General features: G+C 72.0%; 17 protein-coding genes. 7 read left to right on the top strand and 10 right to left on the bottom strand.

The window, feature by feature from the left end; genetic code table 11:
• Window positions 1–5: 5 nt before the first annotated feature.
• The 4 genes from G6N64_RS21365 to G6N64_RS21380 form a co-directional block, all read right to left on the bottom strand.
• A complete protein-coding gene (locus G6N64_RS21365; protein ID WP_163799551.1) occupies window positions 6–1,445 on the bottom strand; it encodes an amidase in 1,440 nt (479 codons plus the stop codon).
• Window positions 1,446–1,494: 49 nt separating this feature from the next.
• Entirely contained in the window at window positions 1,495–1,956 is a 462-nt protein-coding gene (locus G6N64_RS21370) for a nuclear transport factor 2 family protein (RefSeq protein ID WP_163799553.1), read from the bottom strand.
• A 9-nt stretch (window positions 1,957–1,965) separates the two neighbouring features.
• On the bottom strand, window positions 1,966–3,021 hold the full coding sequence (locus G6N64_RS21375) for a TerC family protein (RefSeq protein WP_163799555.1): 1,056 nt from the start codon (window positions 3,019–3,021) through the stop codon (window positions 1,966–1,968).
• 284 nt (window positions 3,022–3,305) lie between these two features.
• Window positions 3,306–3,533: a hypothetical protein gene (locus G6N64_RS21380; RefSeq protein WP_163799557.1), complete on the bottom strand. Its 228-nt coding sequence runs from the start codon at window positions 3,531–3,533 to the stop codon at window positions 3,306–3,308.
• A gap of 149 nt (window positions 3,534–3,682) precedes the next feature.
• Between G6N64_RS21380 and G6N64_RS21385 the strand changes: the two genes are divergently transcribed.
• Both G6N64_RS21385 and G6N64_RS21390 read left to right on the top strand, forming a co-directional pair.
• Window positions 3,683–4,096, top strand: coding sequence for a VOC family protein (locus G6N64_RS21385; RefSeq protein WP_163799559.1), 414 nt, complete (start codon window positions 3,683–3,685; stop codon window positions 4,094–4,096).
• Between the two features lie 73 nt (window positions 4,097–4,169).
• The gene (locus G6N64_RS21390) at window positions 4,170–4,787 is read left to right on the top strand and encodes a nitroreductase family protein (RefSeq protein ID WP_163801993.1); all 618 of its coding nucleotides are present in this window, start codon (window positions 4,170–4,172) and stop codon (window positions 4,785–4,787) included.
• 92 nt (window positions 4,788–4,879) lie between these two features.
• Here the strand turns inward: G6N64_RS21390 and yaaA are convergent, their stop codons facing one another.
• The 4 genes from yaaA to G6N64_RS21410 are packed head-to-tail and all read right to left on the bottom strand — an operon-like array spanning window position 4,880 to window position 7,825.
• Window positions 4,880–5,626 (bottom strand): peroxide stress protein YaaA, encoded by a 747-nt coding sequence (gene yaaA / locus G6N64_RS21395; protein WP_163799561.1) that lies wholly within the window; start codon window positions 5,624–5,626, stop codon window positions 4,880–4,882.
• Between the two features lie 20 nt (window positions 5,627–5,646).
• Window positions 5,647–6,795 carry an alkaline phosphatase family protein gene (locus G6N64_RS21400; protein WP_163799563.1) on the bottom strand — a complete coding sequence of 383 codons (1,149 nt, stop codon included), beginning with the start codon at window positions 6,793–6,795 and terminating at the stop codon, window positions 5,647–5,649.
• Window positions 6,792–7,379: a class I SAM-dependent methyltransferase gene (locus G6N64_RS21405; RefSeq protein ID WP_163799565.1), complete on the bottom strand. Its 588-nt coding sequence runs from the start codon at window positions 7,377–7,379 to the stop codon at window positions 6,792–6,794. Before G6N64_RS21405 ends, G6N64_RS21400 begins: the two co-directional genes overlap by 4 nt.
• A gap of 29 nt (window positions 7,380–7,408) precedes the next feature.
• Window positions 7,409–7,825, bottom strand: coding sequence for a Rieske (2Fe-2S) protein (locus tag G6N64_RS21410; RefSeq protein ID WP_163799567.1), 417 nt, complete (start codon window positions 7,823–7,825; stop codon window positions 7,409–7,411).
• A 512-nt stretch (window positions 7,826–8,337) separates the two neighbouring features.
• On the opposite strand from G6N64_RS21410, the gene G6N64_RS21415 reads away from it, so the two are divergent.
• The gene (locus G6N64_RS21415) at window positions 8,338–9,579 is read left to right on the top strand and encodes an acyltransferase family protein (protein WP_174266982.1); all 1,242 of its coding nucleotides are present in this window, start codon (window positions 8,338–8,340) and stop codon (window positions 9,577–9,579) included.
• A 38-nt stretch (window positions 9,580–9,617) separates the two neighbouring features.
• A complete protein-coding gene (locus G6N64_RS21420; protein ID WP_409370770.1) occupies window positions 9,618–10,304 on the top strand; it encodes an Rv0518 family GDSL lipase in 687 nt (228 codons plus the stop codon).
• A gap of 3 nt (window positions 10,305–10,307) precedes the next feature.
• Here G6N64_RS21420 and G6N64_RS21425 read toward each other — a convergent pair whose 3' ends face one another.
• Window positions 10,308–11,153: an aminoglycoside phosphotransferase family protein gene (locus G6N64_RS21425; RefSeq protein ID WP_163799571.1), complete on the bottom strand. Its 846-nt coding sequence runs from the start codon at window positions 11,151–11,153 to the stop codon at window positions 10,308–10,310.
• 37 nt (window positions 11,154–11,190) lie between these two features.
• Window positions 11,191–11,847 (bottom strand): hypothetical protein, encoded by a 657-nt coding sequence (locus tag G6N64_RS21430; RefSeq protein WP_163799573.1) that lies wholly within the window; start codon window positions 11,845–11,847, stop codon window positions 11,191–11,193.
• A 176-nt stretch (window positions 11,848–12,023) separates the two neighbouring features.
• Between G6N64_RS21430 and G6N64_RS21435 the strand changes: the two genes are divergently transcribed.
• From G6N64_RS21435 to G6N64_RS21445, 3 genes are read left to right on the top strand one after another with little or no spacing between them, the layout of a single operon-like run.
• A complete protein-coding gene (locus G6N64_RS21435; protein ID WP_174266983.1) occupies window positions 12,024–13,373 on the top strand; it encodes an aldehyde dehydrogenase family protein in 1,350 nt (449 codons plus the stop codon).
• Between the two features lie 38 nt (window positions 13,374–13,411).
• On the top strand, window positions 13,412–14,368 hold the full coding sequence (locus tag G6N64_RS21440) for an enolase C-terminal domain-like protein (protein WP_163799575.1): 957 nt from the start codon (window positions 13,412–13,414) through the stop codon (window positions 14,366–14,368).
• A gap of 41 nt (window positions 14,369–14,409) precedes the next feature.
• Window positions 14,410–15,474, top strand: coding sequence for a M42 family metallopeptidase (locus tag G6N64_RS21445; protein WP_163799577.1), 1,065 nt, complete (start codon window positions 14,410–14,412; stop codon window positions 15,472–15,474).
• Window positions 15,475–15,481: the final 7 nt, after the last annotated feature.

Below are 15,481 nucleotides of genomic sequence, written 5' to 3' on the forward strand. Positions count from 1 at the left end.
CGCCCCTAGACGCCGATCCACGCGGCAGGGTGCCGGTCCCACCACGGCATCGCGTCCTCGAGTTGGGCGGCGAGCTGCAGCAGGACCGTCTCGTCGGCCGCCATCAGCTGCACACCGATCGGCAGACCCTCTGCGCTGACGCCCAGCGGCAGCGAGATCGCCGCCCACCCCGTCACGTTGGCCAGCGTCGTCCACCCCGTCGTCGCGAACTCCACGTCGAAGAACGCGCGCGTGGTGCCGCGGGGCCGGTCGAGCAGCGCATACGGCGGCGGCAACGTCAGCAGCGTCGGCACCAAGAGCACGTCGTGCTCGCCCATGCTCGCGACGAACCGCCGGGTCTGGGCGTGCACGGCGCCGATCGCCTCGGCGTAGGCCACCCCGGTGGTGTGGAATCCCTCCCGGATCATCACCCAGGTGCTGTCCTCGAACTCGTCCTCGCGGGGTTCGCGACCCAGGTGCTCCTTGGCGAACGCGTGCAACTGGGCGTTGCTGACCGTGTGCAGCACGGCGATGGCGTCGGCCACCGCGTCGGGGTCGACGGTCGGAGCGCCCGCGTCGACGTGATGACCCAGTTCCTCCAGCACGCCTGCCACGGCGTGGACGGCGGCGGCGACCTCGGGATGGGTGCCGGCACCGGGGAAGGGTGACTCGGAGGTGGTGAGAATCCGTCGCCCCTCGACGGGGGCGGCCAGCGCCGCGAGGAAGCCGGTGGACGACGGCGCGGTGTAGGGGTCACCGGGCGCAGATCCGGCGACGGCGTCGAGCAGCGCCGCGCTGTCGCGGACGGTGCGGGTCAGTGCGTGCTCGTTGACCAGCCCCTCCAGGCCGTGCCCGCCGCCCGGGGCGAACGACGTCCGGCCGCGGCGCGGCTTCAGCCCGACGAGCCCGCAGCACGACGCGGGCACCCGGATCGAACCCGTGCCGTCACCGCCGGAGGCGGCGGGCACCACACCCGCTGCCACCGCGGCGGCCGACCCGCCACTCGACCCACCGGGCGTGACGCCATCCGACCACGGGTTGGCCGTCCGACCGAACAGCGACGGCTCGGTGGTGCAGTGATTGCCCCACTCGGGGGTGTTGGTCTTGCCGAACACGACGAGGCCCGCGTCGAGGTAGCGGTCCACGATCCACGCGTTCTCGGTCGCGACGTGCGTACGCAGTGCCCGTGAGCCCATCGCCTCGGGCGCACCGGCCAGCGACGCGCCGAGGTCCTTCAGCAGGAAGGGGACGCCCGCCAGGGGACCGCCCCCCCGTGCGACCGTCTTCGCCTGGTCCCGGCCGGGGTCGAACAGGTCGGTGACGATGGCGTTCAGGCCGCGGGTGGCCTCGACCCGGAGGATCGCCGCCTCGAGGAGTTCGGTGGCGGTGAGGTCGCCTGCGGCCACCAGGGCGGCCTGCCCGAGGGCGTCGACGTCGGCCAATTCGCGTGCAGAGGTGAGGTCCATCGACTCGGATCATGCGGGCTCCCAGCCGGTTCGGCAACCCGACGCCCGGTCACCGCAGCGGGATGTCGACCCCGTGCTCCGATTCGGGCCGCGGACCGAACAGCCGGCGCTCCGACTCGGCCATCGGCACGTCGTTGATGCTGGCCTCGCGGCGCCGCATCAAGCCGTGCTCGTCGAACTCCCACAGCTCGTTGCCGTAGCTGCGGAACCACGCGCCGGCGGCGTCGTGCCACTCGTACTGGAAGCGCACGGCGATGCGATCGCCGTCGTAGGACCACAGGCTCTTGCGCAGCGCGTAGTCCAGTTCCCGGTTCCACTTCGCGGTCAGGAAGTCGACGATCGCCGCGCGGCCCGTGACGAACACGTCGCGGTTGCGCCACTGCGAGTCCTCCGTGTACGCGAGGCTCACCCGTTCGGGGTCGCGGGTGTTCCACGCATCCTCGGCGGCCTGGACCTTGGCCGTCGCCGACGCCAAGTCGAACGGAGGGAACGGTGGCCGCGACTCGGACACGGGTGACTCCTAGCTCGGACCGCCGACGTTGCGGTCCTTCTCCACGGTTTCGTCCGTCGTGGTGTCGGTGTCGGTGTCGGTGGCGAACGTGTCGACGTCCTTCTTGTCGACCACACGGGTCTTGTAGAGGCTCGCGACCGTCGTGATGACCAGTGTCACGATGATGACGCCGAGGCTGGCCAGCGTGGGGATCTCGGGCACCGGCACGTGCTCGCCACCGTTGATGAACGGCAACTCGTTCTCGTGCAGCGCGTGCAGGACGAGCTTGACGCCGATGAAGGCGAGGATGAACGCGAGCCCGTACGACAGGTACACCAGCCGCTTGAGCAGGTCACCGAGCAGGAAGTACAGCTGGCGCAGACCCATCAGCGCGAACACGTTCGCGGTGAACACGATGTAGGGCTCCTTGGTGAGCCCGTAGATCGCGGGGATCGAGTCCAGCGCGAACAGCAGGTCGGTGGTGCCGAGCGCCACGATCACGAGGAACATCGGCGTCATCAGACGCTTGCCGTCCTCCTTGATCCACAGCTTCAGACCGTCCCACTTGTCGGTGATGGTGACGTGCTTGCGGGCGAACTTCACGACGGCGTTCTCACCGTCGTCGTCGTGGTCGGTGTCGCGGACCAGCGAGATCGCGGTGTAGACGAGGAACGCGCCGAAGACGTAGAAGATCCAGGAGAACTGGTTGATGGCCACCGCGCCGAGCGCGATGAAGATGCCGCGGAAGATCAGCGCCAGGATGATGCCGATCAGCAGCGCCTCCTGCTGATACTTCCTCGGCACCTTGAAGCTCGCCATGATGATCAGGAAGATGAACAGGTTGTCTATCGAGAGGCTGTACTCGGTGAGCCAGCCCGCGAAGAACTCGACGCCGAACTGGCTGCCGTGGAAGTACGTGACCCACACGCCGAACGCGACGGCCAGGCCGACGTAGAAGGACAGCGCGATCGCGCATTCCTTGAACGTCGGCTCGTGCGGGTTGCGAGCGATGAAGACGATGTCGAACAGCAGTACGGCGAGCGTCACGCCCAGGGTGACTGCCCACTCGATGCTGGTTACGTTCACAAGTTCCTCCGGTCGCGACAAAACGGCCGAGGTCTCTGCCACCGCATGATGCGGCCCGCGGCACCGGCCGCCCAACGTTGGACGACGTGATGACGAAACCGCGGCGAAGGAATACTCCCCTCGCGGCACAGTCTGTCAGATCGCTGCCAGTCCGGAAAATCGGACCGGTGTCGCGGCGTGTCCGCGGCGTCTCCCAGGCGCCCGTCCCCGCCACGGGCCGCCGTACGTGCGGGTACGGCGAGGATTCGGCCGTGTCGCCGCCACGGCCGCACGTTGGGCGCCGCTCAGTCGTCCGCGTCGGGCGTGGCCTGCGTCGCCGGACCCGCGGTGGCCGAGGCGAGCCAGAGCGCGATCAGGACGTCGGCTGCGGTGATGAACAGGCCCCACCAGTACATCCACCTCAGCGTCGGGTCGGGCTGGAAGAGGAAGTAGCCGAACAGGAAGATCGGGCCGACGATGCCGCACACGAGCACGAAGGCCTGGATGCGGAGGTACCGCCAGAAGGTCTGCACCGGCCGCCCTCCCGTCTCGCGTCCGGGCCGTCCGGTGAGACTACGGTCGCCGACCGCCCGCGGTAGGCCAATCGACGTCATGGCGACCACCGGCACCGCACCCCACCGGTTACGCTCCGACCGTCGAAGACCCACTGCGAGTGCGCGAGGTGACCGTGAACCTTGAACTGCTGAGCCCCACCGTCGAGATCGGGTTGGTCACCACCAATCTCGACGCGATGGTCGACTTCTACGAAGGCTTCCTGGGACTCGAGTTGCAGGGCGAGATCGAGTTCGCCGAGGGCTCGCAACGCCGCTACGTCCTCGGCGCGAGCGTGCTGAAACTGGTCAGCTACCACACCCCGCCCGCGGCGCCACCCGTTCCCGGCGGCGGCAAGGCACAGGCCGGGCTGCGCTACTTCACCATCGGCGTCACCGGTCTCGCCGCGGCGGCGCAGAAGGTGGAGGCGGCCGGCTACCAGATCGTCGAACCGCCGACCGAGTTCGCACCGGTGCCCGGCATGGGCTGGATGTTCATCGCCGATCCGGACGGCAACTCGATCGAGCTGTTCGGGACGTTGTGAGCGTGGCCGCACGCCCGTCCGCACCCGATCCGAGGTGACCGTGCCCGATGCTTGCGACGGGATCTGGGAGGTCATGTCGACCGCCCGGACGATCCGTCGCTTCACCGACGAGCCGGTCGACGACGCGGTGCTGGCCCGCTGCATCGAGGCCGCGACGTGGGCGCCGTCGGGCGCCAACGCGCAGGCGTGGCGCTTCGTGGTGTTGCGCTCACCCGAGCAGCGGGAGGTGGTCGCCGAGGCAGCGCGCCGGGCGCTCACCGTCATCGAGGAGGCCTACGGTATGACCCGGCCCGCCGCCGACGACGACTCCCGGCGCGCCAGGGACAACCGGGCCACCTACGAGCTGCACGACCGGGCGGGTGAGTTCACGTCTGTCCTGTTCGCCCAGCGGCGGCTGCGCCTCGCGTCCGACATGCTGCTCGGCGGCTCGATCTTCCCCGCCATGCAGAACTTCTTGCTCGCCGCTCGCGCCCAGGGGCTCGGCGCGTGCCTGACCAGCTGGTCGTCCTACGGCGGAGAGACGTTGCTGCGCAACGCGATCGGGGTGCCCGACGACTGGATGCTGGCCGGCCACGTCGTGGTGGGGTGGCCGAAGGGCAGGCACGGACCGGTGCGCCGGCGTCCATGGCAGGCGGCCGTCAACGCCGATCACTGGGACGCGCCGGCGCCGGGGATCACCGCCGAGCCCTGACCCGCGAGCGTTCCGCAAGCGGCTCCAGCGAACTCAGGTCCTGACCCGGCGTGTCGGCCGCAGACACGCACGCTCGCCGAAAGAAACGCCCCCTAGGCGGGGATGACGACGAGCAGCGCGTTGCCGTCGCGTTCGACGGTCATGCCCGCGCGCCGTGCGATCGCCGCCACCTTGCCGGCGTCGTCGGGTTCGGCGCGCGAGGTGACCAGCGCACGGGCCAGCCGACCCTTGTGGGCCTTGTTGAAGTGGCTGACCACCGTGCGGGTGCCGTCGGGCCGCTCGGACACCACGTCGACGTCGACGGCGCCGGGCACGCGACCCAGCGCCGCGTAGGCGCCCGAGCGCAGGTCGACGATCAGCTCGCGCCGCGACAGGTCGGCGAGGACGGGTTCGAGCGCCGGCTTCCACCGGGCGGCCATCGTGGGTGCGCCGGGGAGCTTCGAACCCGCCGACAGCCGGTAGGCGGGGATCTCGTCGTCGGCGCGCAGCAGCCCGAACAGTGCCGAGCCCACCATCAGCCGCGCCCGCGCCCGTACCGCCGTCGCGCCGCGCAGCGATTCGACGTCGAGCGCGTCGTAGAGCACTCCCGTGTAGCGGCTGATCGCGGGCATGGTCGGCGCAGTCGGAACGGCGGCGTTGCGGTCGATCTCGCCGTCCTGCGCGGCCGAGATGCCCAGCGCGGCGCGGCAGGCCGGACGGTCGGCGGCCAGCGCGACGACCTCGTCGGCCAGCCGGCGGCGCACCGGGTCGAGTTCGGGGAAGCCGAGGGCGTCGAACCGCAGCGGCGGACCGTCACCGCCGTCGCGCTTGGTCTCCGACGGCGGCAGCAGGACGATCACGGGCGTCGAGGGTAGCCGGGTCAGCGATGGGCCAGCAGCAGCGGCACCCGCTGCTCGGCCGTCGTCAGCGACCCGTGGTGCCCGATGAACGACGACTCCACGGGTTCGGTGGCCCGGCGGACGAGCGCCACCTGGTCGCGTGCGGCGGCGACCACGTCGCCGATCCGCGCCCGCACCTCGTCGGACACGCGCGGGCCGAACCAGCCGGCGGCCACCGCCTCGTCGCGCGACACCACCCAGGCCCGGTCGCCGAGCCCGTCGCGCCAGGCGGCGAGCACGTCCTCGGCGGCGCCGCGGTCGACGTACACGTGGCGGGCTCGGACCTCGCCACCGATCGCGGCGACGCCGCGTAGCAGTGCGGGGGAGTCGTCGAGGTCGACCGTGCTCCCTCCGTCGACGGCCACCATCCCGTGATCGGCGACCACGGCGAGCAGGCCGCCGGGCGGCAGGCCCTCGACGACGGACTCGACGAGGCGGTCGACCTGCCGCAGTTGCATCCGCCAGGCCTCCGAACCGGGGCCGTACAGGTGGCCCAGCATGTCGAGGTCGGCGTGATAGCCGTAGCAGAATCCGCCGTCGGTGACCACGGATCGCGCCCGTGCGGCCAGGTCGCCGATGGCGTGCACCCCGACGTAGCGACCGCCGCGCAGGACCGCCCGGGTCAGGCCGGAGTCCGCGAACTTCGCCGCGGAGACGACGCTGACCGCCAAGCCCGCGGTTTCGGCGCGCTCGAAGGTGGTCGGAAGCGGTTGCACCCGTTCGGGTTCCGCCTTATCGCGGAGATCCTCGCCCCACGGGTGCGGTCGCCAGGTGAGGGCGTTGACGACACCGGTTCCGGGCAGCAGGAAGCTGTAGCCGACCATCCCGTGCTCGCCCGACCGGCGGCCGGTGCCGACGGCGGCGAGCCCGGCCGCGGTGGTCGACGGGAAGCCGACGCTGAGCGCGCGCCCCCGCATCCCCGCCATCACGGGCGCGTCGGCGGCGTGGGCGTCGAGCAACTCCTCGCCGAGACCGTCGATCAGCAGGACGCACGCGCCCGAGACGTCGGCGGGCAACGTGATCGAACTGGGAAAGCCCGACGCGCCCATGGCGGTCAGCACCGCGGGGACCACGTCGGCGAGGTGGGGGACGCCGTCGTCCGGCGCCGGCAGTGCGGCGAAGCCGGTCATCCGGCCATCCTGGCGTGCACGGACACCGCGTAGTCGCCGCCGGTGAACGGTTCGCGCTCCCAGGTCGCCCACCGCGCGACGAGACGCAGGCCCGCGTCGGCGGCGAACGCGTCGTAGCGGTCCACCGGGAGCCGGTCGAGCTGGAAGCCGGCGACCAGCAGGCCGGTGGGCGCCAACTGCGCGGTGAGCGCCGACAGGACCGGCACCTCCGTTCCGGGCGCGACGAAGATCATCACGTTCCCGGCGAGGACCACGACGTCGAACGGCGCGTCGGCGAGTCCGGCGACCGCGGTGAGGTCGGATCGCAGCCACGTCAGCTCGGGGGCCTCGGCCCGGGCGGTGTCCAGCATCGCCTCGTCGAGGTCGACGCCCACGACCGTGCGCCCCCTCCTGGCGAGTTCGATGGCGACGCGTCCCGTGCCGCATCCGGCGTCGAGCACCCGCGACCCACCGATCTCGCTCAGCAGACCGTCGACCAGGTCCGCCTCGCCGTGGATCTCCTGGCCGTCGGCCGCTAGCGTCCGCCAGCGTGCGTCGTAGTCGTCACCGCGGGGGGCGTCGGTCTCCTGCCAGCGCGTACTCATCTGGCCATCCTCGCACCGCCCGCCGATCGTCAGCCGGCGACGATCGACTCCCCACGGACGACGACGGCCTTGGCCTCGAGCGGCTTGGTGGCCGGACCCTTGACGACGGCCCCCTCGAGGTCGAACCTGCTGCCGTGGCAGCGGCAGACGATGTTCGCGTCGTCGACCTCGGAGACGTTGCACCCGGCGTGCGGGCACACCGCGGAGAAGCCCTTGAACACGCCGGCGGTGGGTTGGGTGACCACGACGTCGTCGACGATCACGCCGGAGCCGACGGGAACGTCCGCCGTTGCGGCCAACGTGGCCGGCGCGCCGTCGGCGCTCGAGGTCGCGGACGGCGCAGCGCCGTCGCCGGCACCGCTGCACGCGGCGGCCGTGGCGACGACGCCGAGTGCGGCGCCCGCGAGGACGGCGCGGCGTGGCGGGTGGAGGTCGTTCAGGGGCATGCGGGCTCGCTTCGGTCACGCCGCGCCGGGGCTGTGGCACGGACCTGTACTGGAAGTCTGGACCCGCTCGAACCGCGGGCGCGCAACTACGGAGAAACCGTCACCGACACGTCTCGATCGGCGCCGACGACGCGCCCGGCGAGGTGTCGATCCGGCGGTTCGCCCGGTGCCGATGGCCGGCCGGGGCGATCGAACCCCGCTCGGTGCCGCAGCCGCCGAACGCGTGCGGCAGGTGGCTCGCGAATCCCGTTGTCCCGAAATGCCGTCGGGTGCCCGGCGGACCGGAAGCTCCCCGTCCGGCGGCACGACCGTCACGCCTCGCGGCGACGCGACGCGTGCTCCCGTCCACCGCCGTTGGCAGCGATCGCCCAGGTCGTGGAGCGCGCGACCGGACCCCCCGCGCTGCTACCCTGCCAGTGCTGCCCGCCTGGTCACCGAACCCCGGCAGCCGAGGGCGATGACGTGCCAACCACGCGAAGACGGAATTCGAGAAGTCGTACGGAATGAGTGTTCTGCCCAGCGGTGAGATCAAGGCCCTGACGGGTCTTCGCATCGTCGCCGCCGTGTGGGTGGTGCTCTTCCACTTCCGGCCCCTGTTCTGGGAGGCCGCACCGGGGTTCTCCTCGGCACTGAGCCCGGTCCTCGATCGCGGCGCGCAGGGCGTCGACCTCTTCTTCATCCTCAGCGGTTTCGTGCTGACCTGGAACTACCTGGAGAAGATGGGACGCACCTGGTCCACCCGGGCGACCATCCGCTTCCTGTGGTTGCGGCTGGCGAGGGTGTGGCCGGTGTACCTCGTCACCCTTCATCTCGCCGCCGCGCTCGTCATCTTCACCATCTACGTCGGCCACGTGCCGCCGGAGAGCACCGCGGAGTTCAACGCCGTCAGCTATCTGCGGCAGCTGTTCCTGGTGCAACTCTGGTTCCAGCCGTACTTCGACTTCTCCAGCTGGAACGGCCCGGCGTGGTCGATCAGCGCGGAGTGGTTGGCCTACCTGCTGTTCGGTGGCCTCATCCTGGTGGTGTTCCGGGTCGCCCGCGCGACGCGGGCCCGCAGTCTGCTGGTGCTCGCGATGGCGGCGTCGCTGCCACCGGTGGTGCTGCTGCTGGCGTCCGGTCAGTTCTACAGTCCCTGGAGTTGGCTGCCGAGGATCGTCATGCAGTTCACCGCGGGCGCGCTGGCCTGCGCGGCGGTGCGCAAGCTCCGGCCGGGCGACCGCACCCGGTACGCGGCAGGCGCGGCGTCGCTGCTCCTGGTGGCCGCGGTCGTCGGGGCGCTGTACTACTTCGACGCCCACCCCAATCCCAGGATCACCGACGCCGGCGGACTGGTGGATCTCCTCTTCATGCCGCTCGTCGTCACGCTGGCGATCGGCGCGGGCACGCTGCCCCGGCTGCTGTCCACCCGCGTGATGGTCTACCTGGGCCAGGTGTCGTTCGGGTTGTACATGGTGCACGAGATCGTGCACAACGCGTGGATCTGGGCGACCAAGCAGTTCGAGCTGACCCTCACCGGACCCATGGGGATCGTCATGCTGCTGGGGCTGCTCGCGGTGGCGCTGGGCATCGCCTGCCTCATCTACCACCTGGTCGAGGAACCCGCGCGGCACTGGATGCGGCGGATGGTCGACGTCAGGGGAGTGGCGCCCGCACCGCGTGAGGCTCCAGCCAAGGACACAGCCACCGCCGGTAGGCTGCAGAACCTCGGCGACCACGAGTCGCGATCGGAATCCCGTCCGGCCCGCGCCGGCTGACGTCGCTCCGGCCGAGCCGGCTGACTGTGGAGGTAGTGGTGGGCCGTTCGGCCGCGGTGGTGCTGGCGCTCGTCGTCATGGCGGGCACGCTGCTCCCGACGCAGCAACCCGCGTACGCGCCGGCGGGTCGCGAGACCGCGATGGTGCCGATCGCCGTCGTCGGCGACTCGTACACCACGGGCAGCAACGAAGGCGGCAACGGTGCCAGGAACTGGACGGGGCTCGCGTGGCAGAAGCTCGCCAGGCAGGGCCTGCAGGTCGACGCCGAGGTGGCCGCCGAGGGACGTGCCGGCTACGTGGTCCGCGGATACCAGAACAGCGTCTTCGGCGACCTGGCTCCCCGCGCCGTGCGGCCCGACGACGCGCTCGTCGTCTTCTACGGGTCCCGCAACGACCAGGACGCCGACCCGCTGATGCTCGCCTCGGCGGCGCAGGGCGCCTTCGACTTCGCGCGCCGCACGGCTCCGGCGGCACGGCTGCTGGTGATCGGGCCGCCGTGGCCGACCGCCGACGTCCCACCGGCCGTCCTGCAGATCCGCGACGTCCTGCGGCTCACCGCGGGAATCGCCGGGGCGACGTTCATCGATCCGCTCGCCGAGGGCTGGTTCGTGGGTCGACCCGAGCTGATCGGTGGCGACGGCGTCCATCCGACCGACGCGGGCCACGCCTACATGGCGGACAAGATCGCCGCGCTGATCGCCGCCGAACTCCCGCGCCGGGTCTGACCCTCAGCCCTGCACGGCCTTGGCCACCGCGATGCAGGTGGTCAACCAGGCCCGGTCGACCTCCGGCTCGCGCAGCGCCCACATCGCGTCGCGCACCATGCGCAGCACCACCCAGTCCCTCGCCCGCTCGTCCGACAGTCCCGCGGCGTCGACCAGTGCGAAGAATCGGCGCCGTACGCCGTCGCGGGTGTCGCCCTCGAGATCGGCCCACCGGTGGAACAGCATCGGGACGACCTCGAAGTGCGGGTCGCCGTTGACGGGCTTGGGGTCGATCGCGAGCCACGGCTCCCGTTCGGAGGACAGCACGTTGCGGTAGTGCAGGTCGCCGTGCAGGACCGTGCCGCTGGTGGCGTCGTCGGTGACGAGGTCGCGACCGACGCCGATGGCCCACTCGACGAGCCGGTGTGGGATCGGGGCGCTGCGCGGCAGGGCGGCGAGGTCACCGATCCACCCGTCGACGAGGTCGGCGAGATCGGGCAGCTGCGGCATCGCGGCGACGTGCAGACGCGGATAGAGCGTCGCGACGATCTCGCACGCCTCGACGTCCCAGAAGCCCTCGAGGTCGGGCGTCCCGGCACGTTCGAGCAGCAGCGCACCGCGGTGCGGGTCGGCCCGCAGCAGACGAACCGCACCGCTGCCCGCCCAGCGGCGGAGCACCAGGTGGTCGGCGACCGGCTCGGCGGCGGGGTCGCCGACCTTCAGGACCGCCGGTGCGCCGTCGGACGTCGTCACGGGCAGCACCGCCGACCTGCTTCCGCGCGTCGGCTCCCCGTCCGGCCGCAGGTCCCAGGCGTCCACCTGCGCCGCGACGAGCCTGCCCATGTCGTCGCCGGTCGCCACGACGTCCATCGTGTCAGCAGGGTCTACGGCGAGCGCCCGGGCGGCGTCACCAGTGCCAGCCGCCTCGCTTGGCGTCGCCGGGCGTGGCCGAGTTGTTGACCGGCGGTTGCCGGGGTACGGGCGCGACGCTCATCGGCGCACGGGTCACCGGTGTCCTGGTCACGCCGACCTCGGGTTCGCGGTCCGGCGCCCGAGACGAGCGCGGGTAGGGATCCTGATACTGCGTCCTGGGCACGAGCTGCTCGGCCGTCGGTGGTGGCGGCGCGGGCGGGGGCGGCGGCGGTGCGGGGGGCGCGGGCACGGGCGCCTCGATCGGATCGCCGCGACTGCCCTGGACCGGCTCGGGTCGAGGGGCCTCCGGTGCGGCGGGGGAGACGGCGGGCGCGACGCCGTCGGTGTCGTCGCTGCGAAGTACCGCGCTGATCCCCCAGGCGGTGAGTGCCACGATGACGATCAGCGCCAGCACGGTGAACGCTTGGCGGGTCAGGTACCAGGGCGTCGCACGTCGTCGACGCGCCATGGTGCTGATGTCGGACAGCACGCTCGCATGCGAACTGCCCATCCGACTCGGGCCGAAGCCGGGCGGGAAGTCGGCTCGCAGGTCGGTCTCGTGCCGGTGGAAGTCGGGATGTGCGCGCGGGGTGGTCAGCGCATCGTCGGCCGCGCGTCGGAGCACCCGACGTTCCGCCATTCGACCGACCACGGGTCCAGCCTAGTGCGCTACGTCACGCGGGGCGCCGTTCGCGGGGGTCGTATCCGAGGCGTGACGGAGGTTTCAGCGAACCCCATCGGGTACTCCGCGCCGCGATCCGGTGGTCGCCAGGCGCGGCGAACCGGCCGCCGCGCGACGAGGAGGACGGCACCCGAGTGACCGACACCATGGAACTGACAGTGCTCGATCCGCGGACGGGAGACGTGGTCACCCGGATACCGGTGACGGAGCCGTCGGCGTGCGACGCGGCGGTGGATGCCGCGCACCGGGCAGGTGAGGGCTGGGCGCGGACGGCGCCGGCCGAACGCGCCGCCGCCCTCACCGCGGCGGCGGCCGCCGTCACCGCTGCCGCCGACGAACTCGCCGACCTCAACGAGCGCGAGACCGGCAAGCCCCGGGGGGACGCGTTGGGCGGCGTCGAGGCCGGTGCGGCGACCCTGGTCCAGTACGCCGAACTCGGCCCGCTGCACGGCGGCCGCGTCCTGCAGGGCGACTGGGCGGCCACCGACCTGATGGTCCCCGGCCCGCGTGGGGTCGTCGCGGTGCTGACCCCGTGGAACGATCCCGTGGCCGCCGCGGCCGGGCTGCTGGGCGCCGCGCTCGTCACCGGCAACACCGTCGTCTACAAGCCGAGTGAGCGCTGCCCCCGGACGGGGAGGCGCTTCGCCGAAATCCTCGCCGACCACCTCCCGGACGGCGTGCTGCAGATCCTCGACGGGGACGGTGGCGTCGGAGCGCGACTGGCCGACGACGACCGGGTCGCGGTGGTGGCGCACGTGGGGAGCACCGCCACCGGTCGGCAGATCGCGACGGCGTGCGCTCGCCGCGGCGCGAAGGCACTGCTCGAGAACGGCGGCAACGACGCGCTGATCGTCGACGAGGGCGTCGATCCCCGATGGGCTGCAGACCAGGCGGCCTTGGTTGCCTTCGCGAACACCGGCCAGATCTGCACGTCGGTGGAGCGCATCTACGTCGTCGCTGCCATGGCGGACGCCTTCGTCGACGCGCTGGTGACCGCGGCACGGGAGTGGGAGTCGCGGATCGGCCCGGTCGTGGACGAGCGACAGCGCGACGTCGTCCATCAGCACGTGACCGATGCCGTCCGTGGCGGTGCGAGCGTGCTGACCGGTGGACGACCGCGGCCGGGCGCCGGTACCTACTACCCGCCGACGGTGCTCACCGACTGCACGCCGGACATGCTCGTGCTGCGGGAGGAGACGTTCGGCCCGGTCGCGCCCGTCCGCGTGGTGCCGGACTTCGCGACGGCGCTGGCCGAGGCGTCCGATGACCGGTACGGCCTGGCGGCGACGGTGCTCACCGCCGACATGACCCACGCCCAGACGGCGTGGCGGTCGCTGCCCGTGGGCACCGTGAAGATCAACGCGGTGTTCGGCGGTGCGCCCGGTGGCGCCGCCCAGCCGCGACGGGCCAGTGGCAACGGCTTCGGCTTCGGTCCCGAACTGCTCGACGAGATGACGTGCGTCAAGGTCGTGCACTGGACGGCGCCCGGCGGGTAGCCGCACCCCGGGGTGCCGGTGTGACTAGCTTGGGGCCGATGAGGACGCTGATCGACTTCGACGCCGCACCGGTCTTCGCGATCCCGGTGCGGCACGGAGCCGGCGGCCTCACCGTGCGCGAGGGCGTCCTGCTCGAGGGCCCGCAGGGCTGGGGCGAGTTCGCCCCGTGGCCCGGCAGTACGCCCGGCGACCTCACCAGATGGCTCACCGCCGCCACCGAACCCGGCACGGTCGGTTGGCCGGAGCCGCTGCGCGGCGACGTGCCCGTCGCCGCGACGATCCCGGCGGTCGACCCCGTGCTCGCGGCACGGCTGGCCGCCGACTCGGGATGCACGGTCGCCGAGGTCGCCGTCGGTGCGGGCTCGATCGACGACGACGTCGCGAGGGTCGTCGCGGTGCGCGACGCGCTCGGTCCCGGCGGGGCCGTCCGGTGCGACGGCGGTGGCCGGTGGGACGTCGAGACCGCGGTGCGGGCCATCGGCGCCCTGGTCGCCGCGGTGGGCGAGTTGCAGTACGTCCAGCGGCCGTGTCGTGACCTGACTGCCGTCGCCGACGTGCGCCGCCGCGTCGACGTCCGACTGGCAGTTCCCGTCGCCGCCGACGGCGCGGACCGCACCGCCCTGGCCGAGGCCGCCGACGTCGCGGTCCTGGCCGCCGCACCCCTGGGCGGGGTGCGCCGCGCGCTGCGCGTCGCCGAGACCATCGGGCTGCAGTGCGTAGTCGCCTCCTCGTACGGCACGACGATCGGGCTGTCGGCCTCACTGGCGCTGGCCGGGTCGCTGCCCGTCCTGCCGTACGCGTGTGCGCTGGGCACCCGTCTGCTGCTCGACGGCGACGTCGTCGGCGACGCGCGGTCGCTTATCCCGAGGGACGGCCGACTGCCCGTTGCGCCCATGCCGCCAGGCCCCGACCCCGCACTGGTCGCCCGATACGCGGCAACCGATCCCGCGACCGTCGAGCGGTGGCGACGGCTGGTGCGCTCCGTCCTCGACTGACGACGGTGCATCCCCGGGCCTCGACCGGGTAGTCGAACAGCGTGACCGACGACGACTTCCGACCCCTGCTCCGGGAACTGCTGAGCGCCTACGGACCGTGTGGGCAGGAGGACGCGGTGCGGGACGTGTGCCGCCGGGAACTCGAACCGCTCGTCGACGAGACGTGGGTCGACGACGCCGGCAACCTCGTCGGTCTGCTCCGCGGCGTCGACCGCGACGACGCGCGGGGGACACGGGTGCTCGCGCACCTCGACGAGTTGTCGATGCTGGTGAAGCGCGTCGAACCCGACGGGTCCCTGCGCCTGACACCGCTGGGCACGATGTACCCGGGGAACTTCGGGCTGGGACCGGTGGCGATCCTCGGCGATCACGACACCCTGTGCGGCGTGCTGACGCTCGGATCCGAACACACCACCAAGGAGAGCCGGCGGATCTGGGAGACGAAGCCCGATCAGGGCGACCAGGCCATGGACTGGCTGCACGTCTACGTCTTCACGGGCCGCACCACCGAGGAGTTGGCGGCAGCGGGCGTCGGGCCGGGGACGCGGTTGTGCGTCGACGCGAGCAAGCGGACACTCATCGAGTTCGGCGACTACCTGGGCAGCTACTTCATGGACGACCGGGCGCCGATCACGGCCCTGCTCGTCGCTGCCAGGACCATGCGCGACCGGGCTGTCCGGCCGACGGTCGACACCCATCTGGTGTTCACGACGAACGAGGAGATCGGCGGCGTCGGCGGGGCGCACGCCGTCCGCACCCTCCCCGGGGACCTCGTCATCGCCCTCGAGGTCGGACCCGCCGAGGCGGAGTACTCGACCACGGTCGCCGGGGGACCGATCGTCGGATACGGCGACGCGCTGTGCGTCTACGACAAGTCCGTCGCCGATCACCTGATGCGGTGCGCCACCGAGTCCGGCCTCTCACCGCAGGCAGCGGTACTGGGCGCCTTCGAATCCGACGCCTCGCACGCGAAGGCCGGCGGTCTCGCAGCCAGGGCCGGCCTGCTGTGCCTGCCGACCCTGAGCACGCACGGCTACGAGGTCGTCGCACGCGGAGCGATCCCCGCCATGGCGCAGACGATCGTCGGTTACCTCACCTCGCGGTGACCCGAAT

It is taken from the genome of Mycolicibacterium sediminis, assembly GCF_010731735.1.
In the GTDB taxonomy this organism is placed as follows: domain Bacteria; phylum Actinomycetota; class Actinomycetes; order Mycobacteriales; family Mycobacteriaceae; genus Mycobacterium; species Mycobacterium sediminis.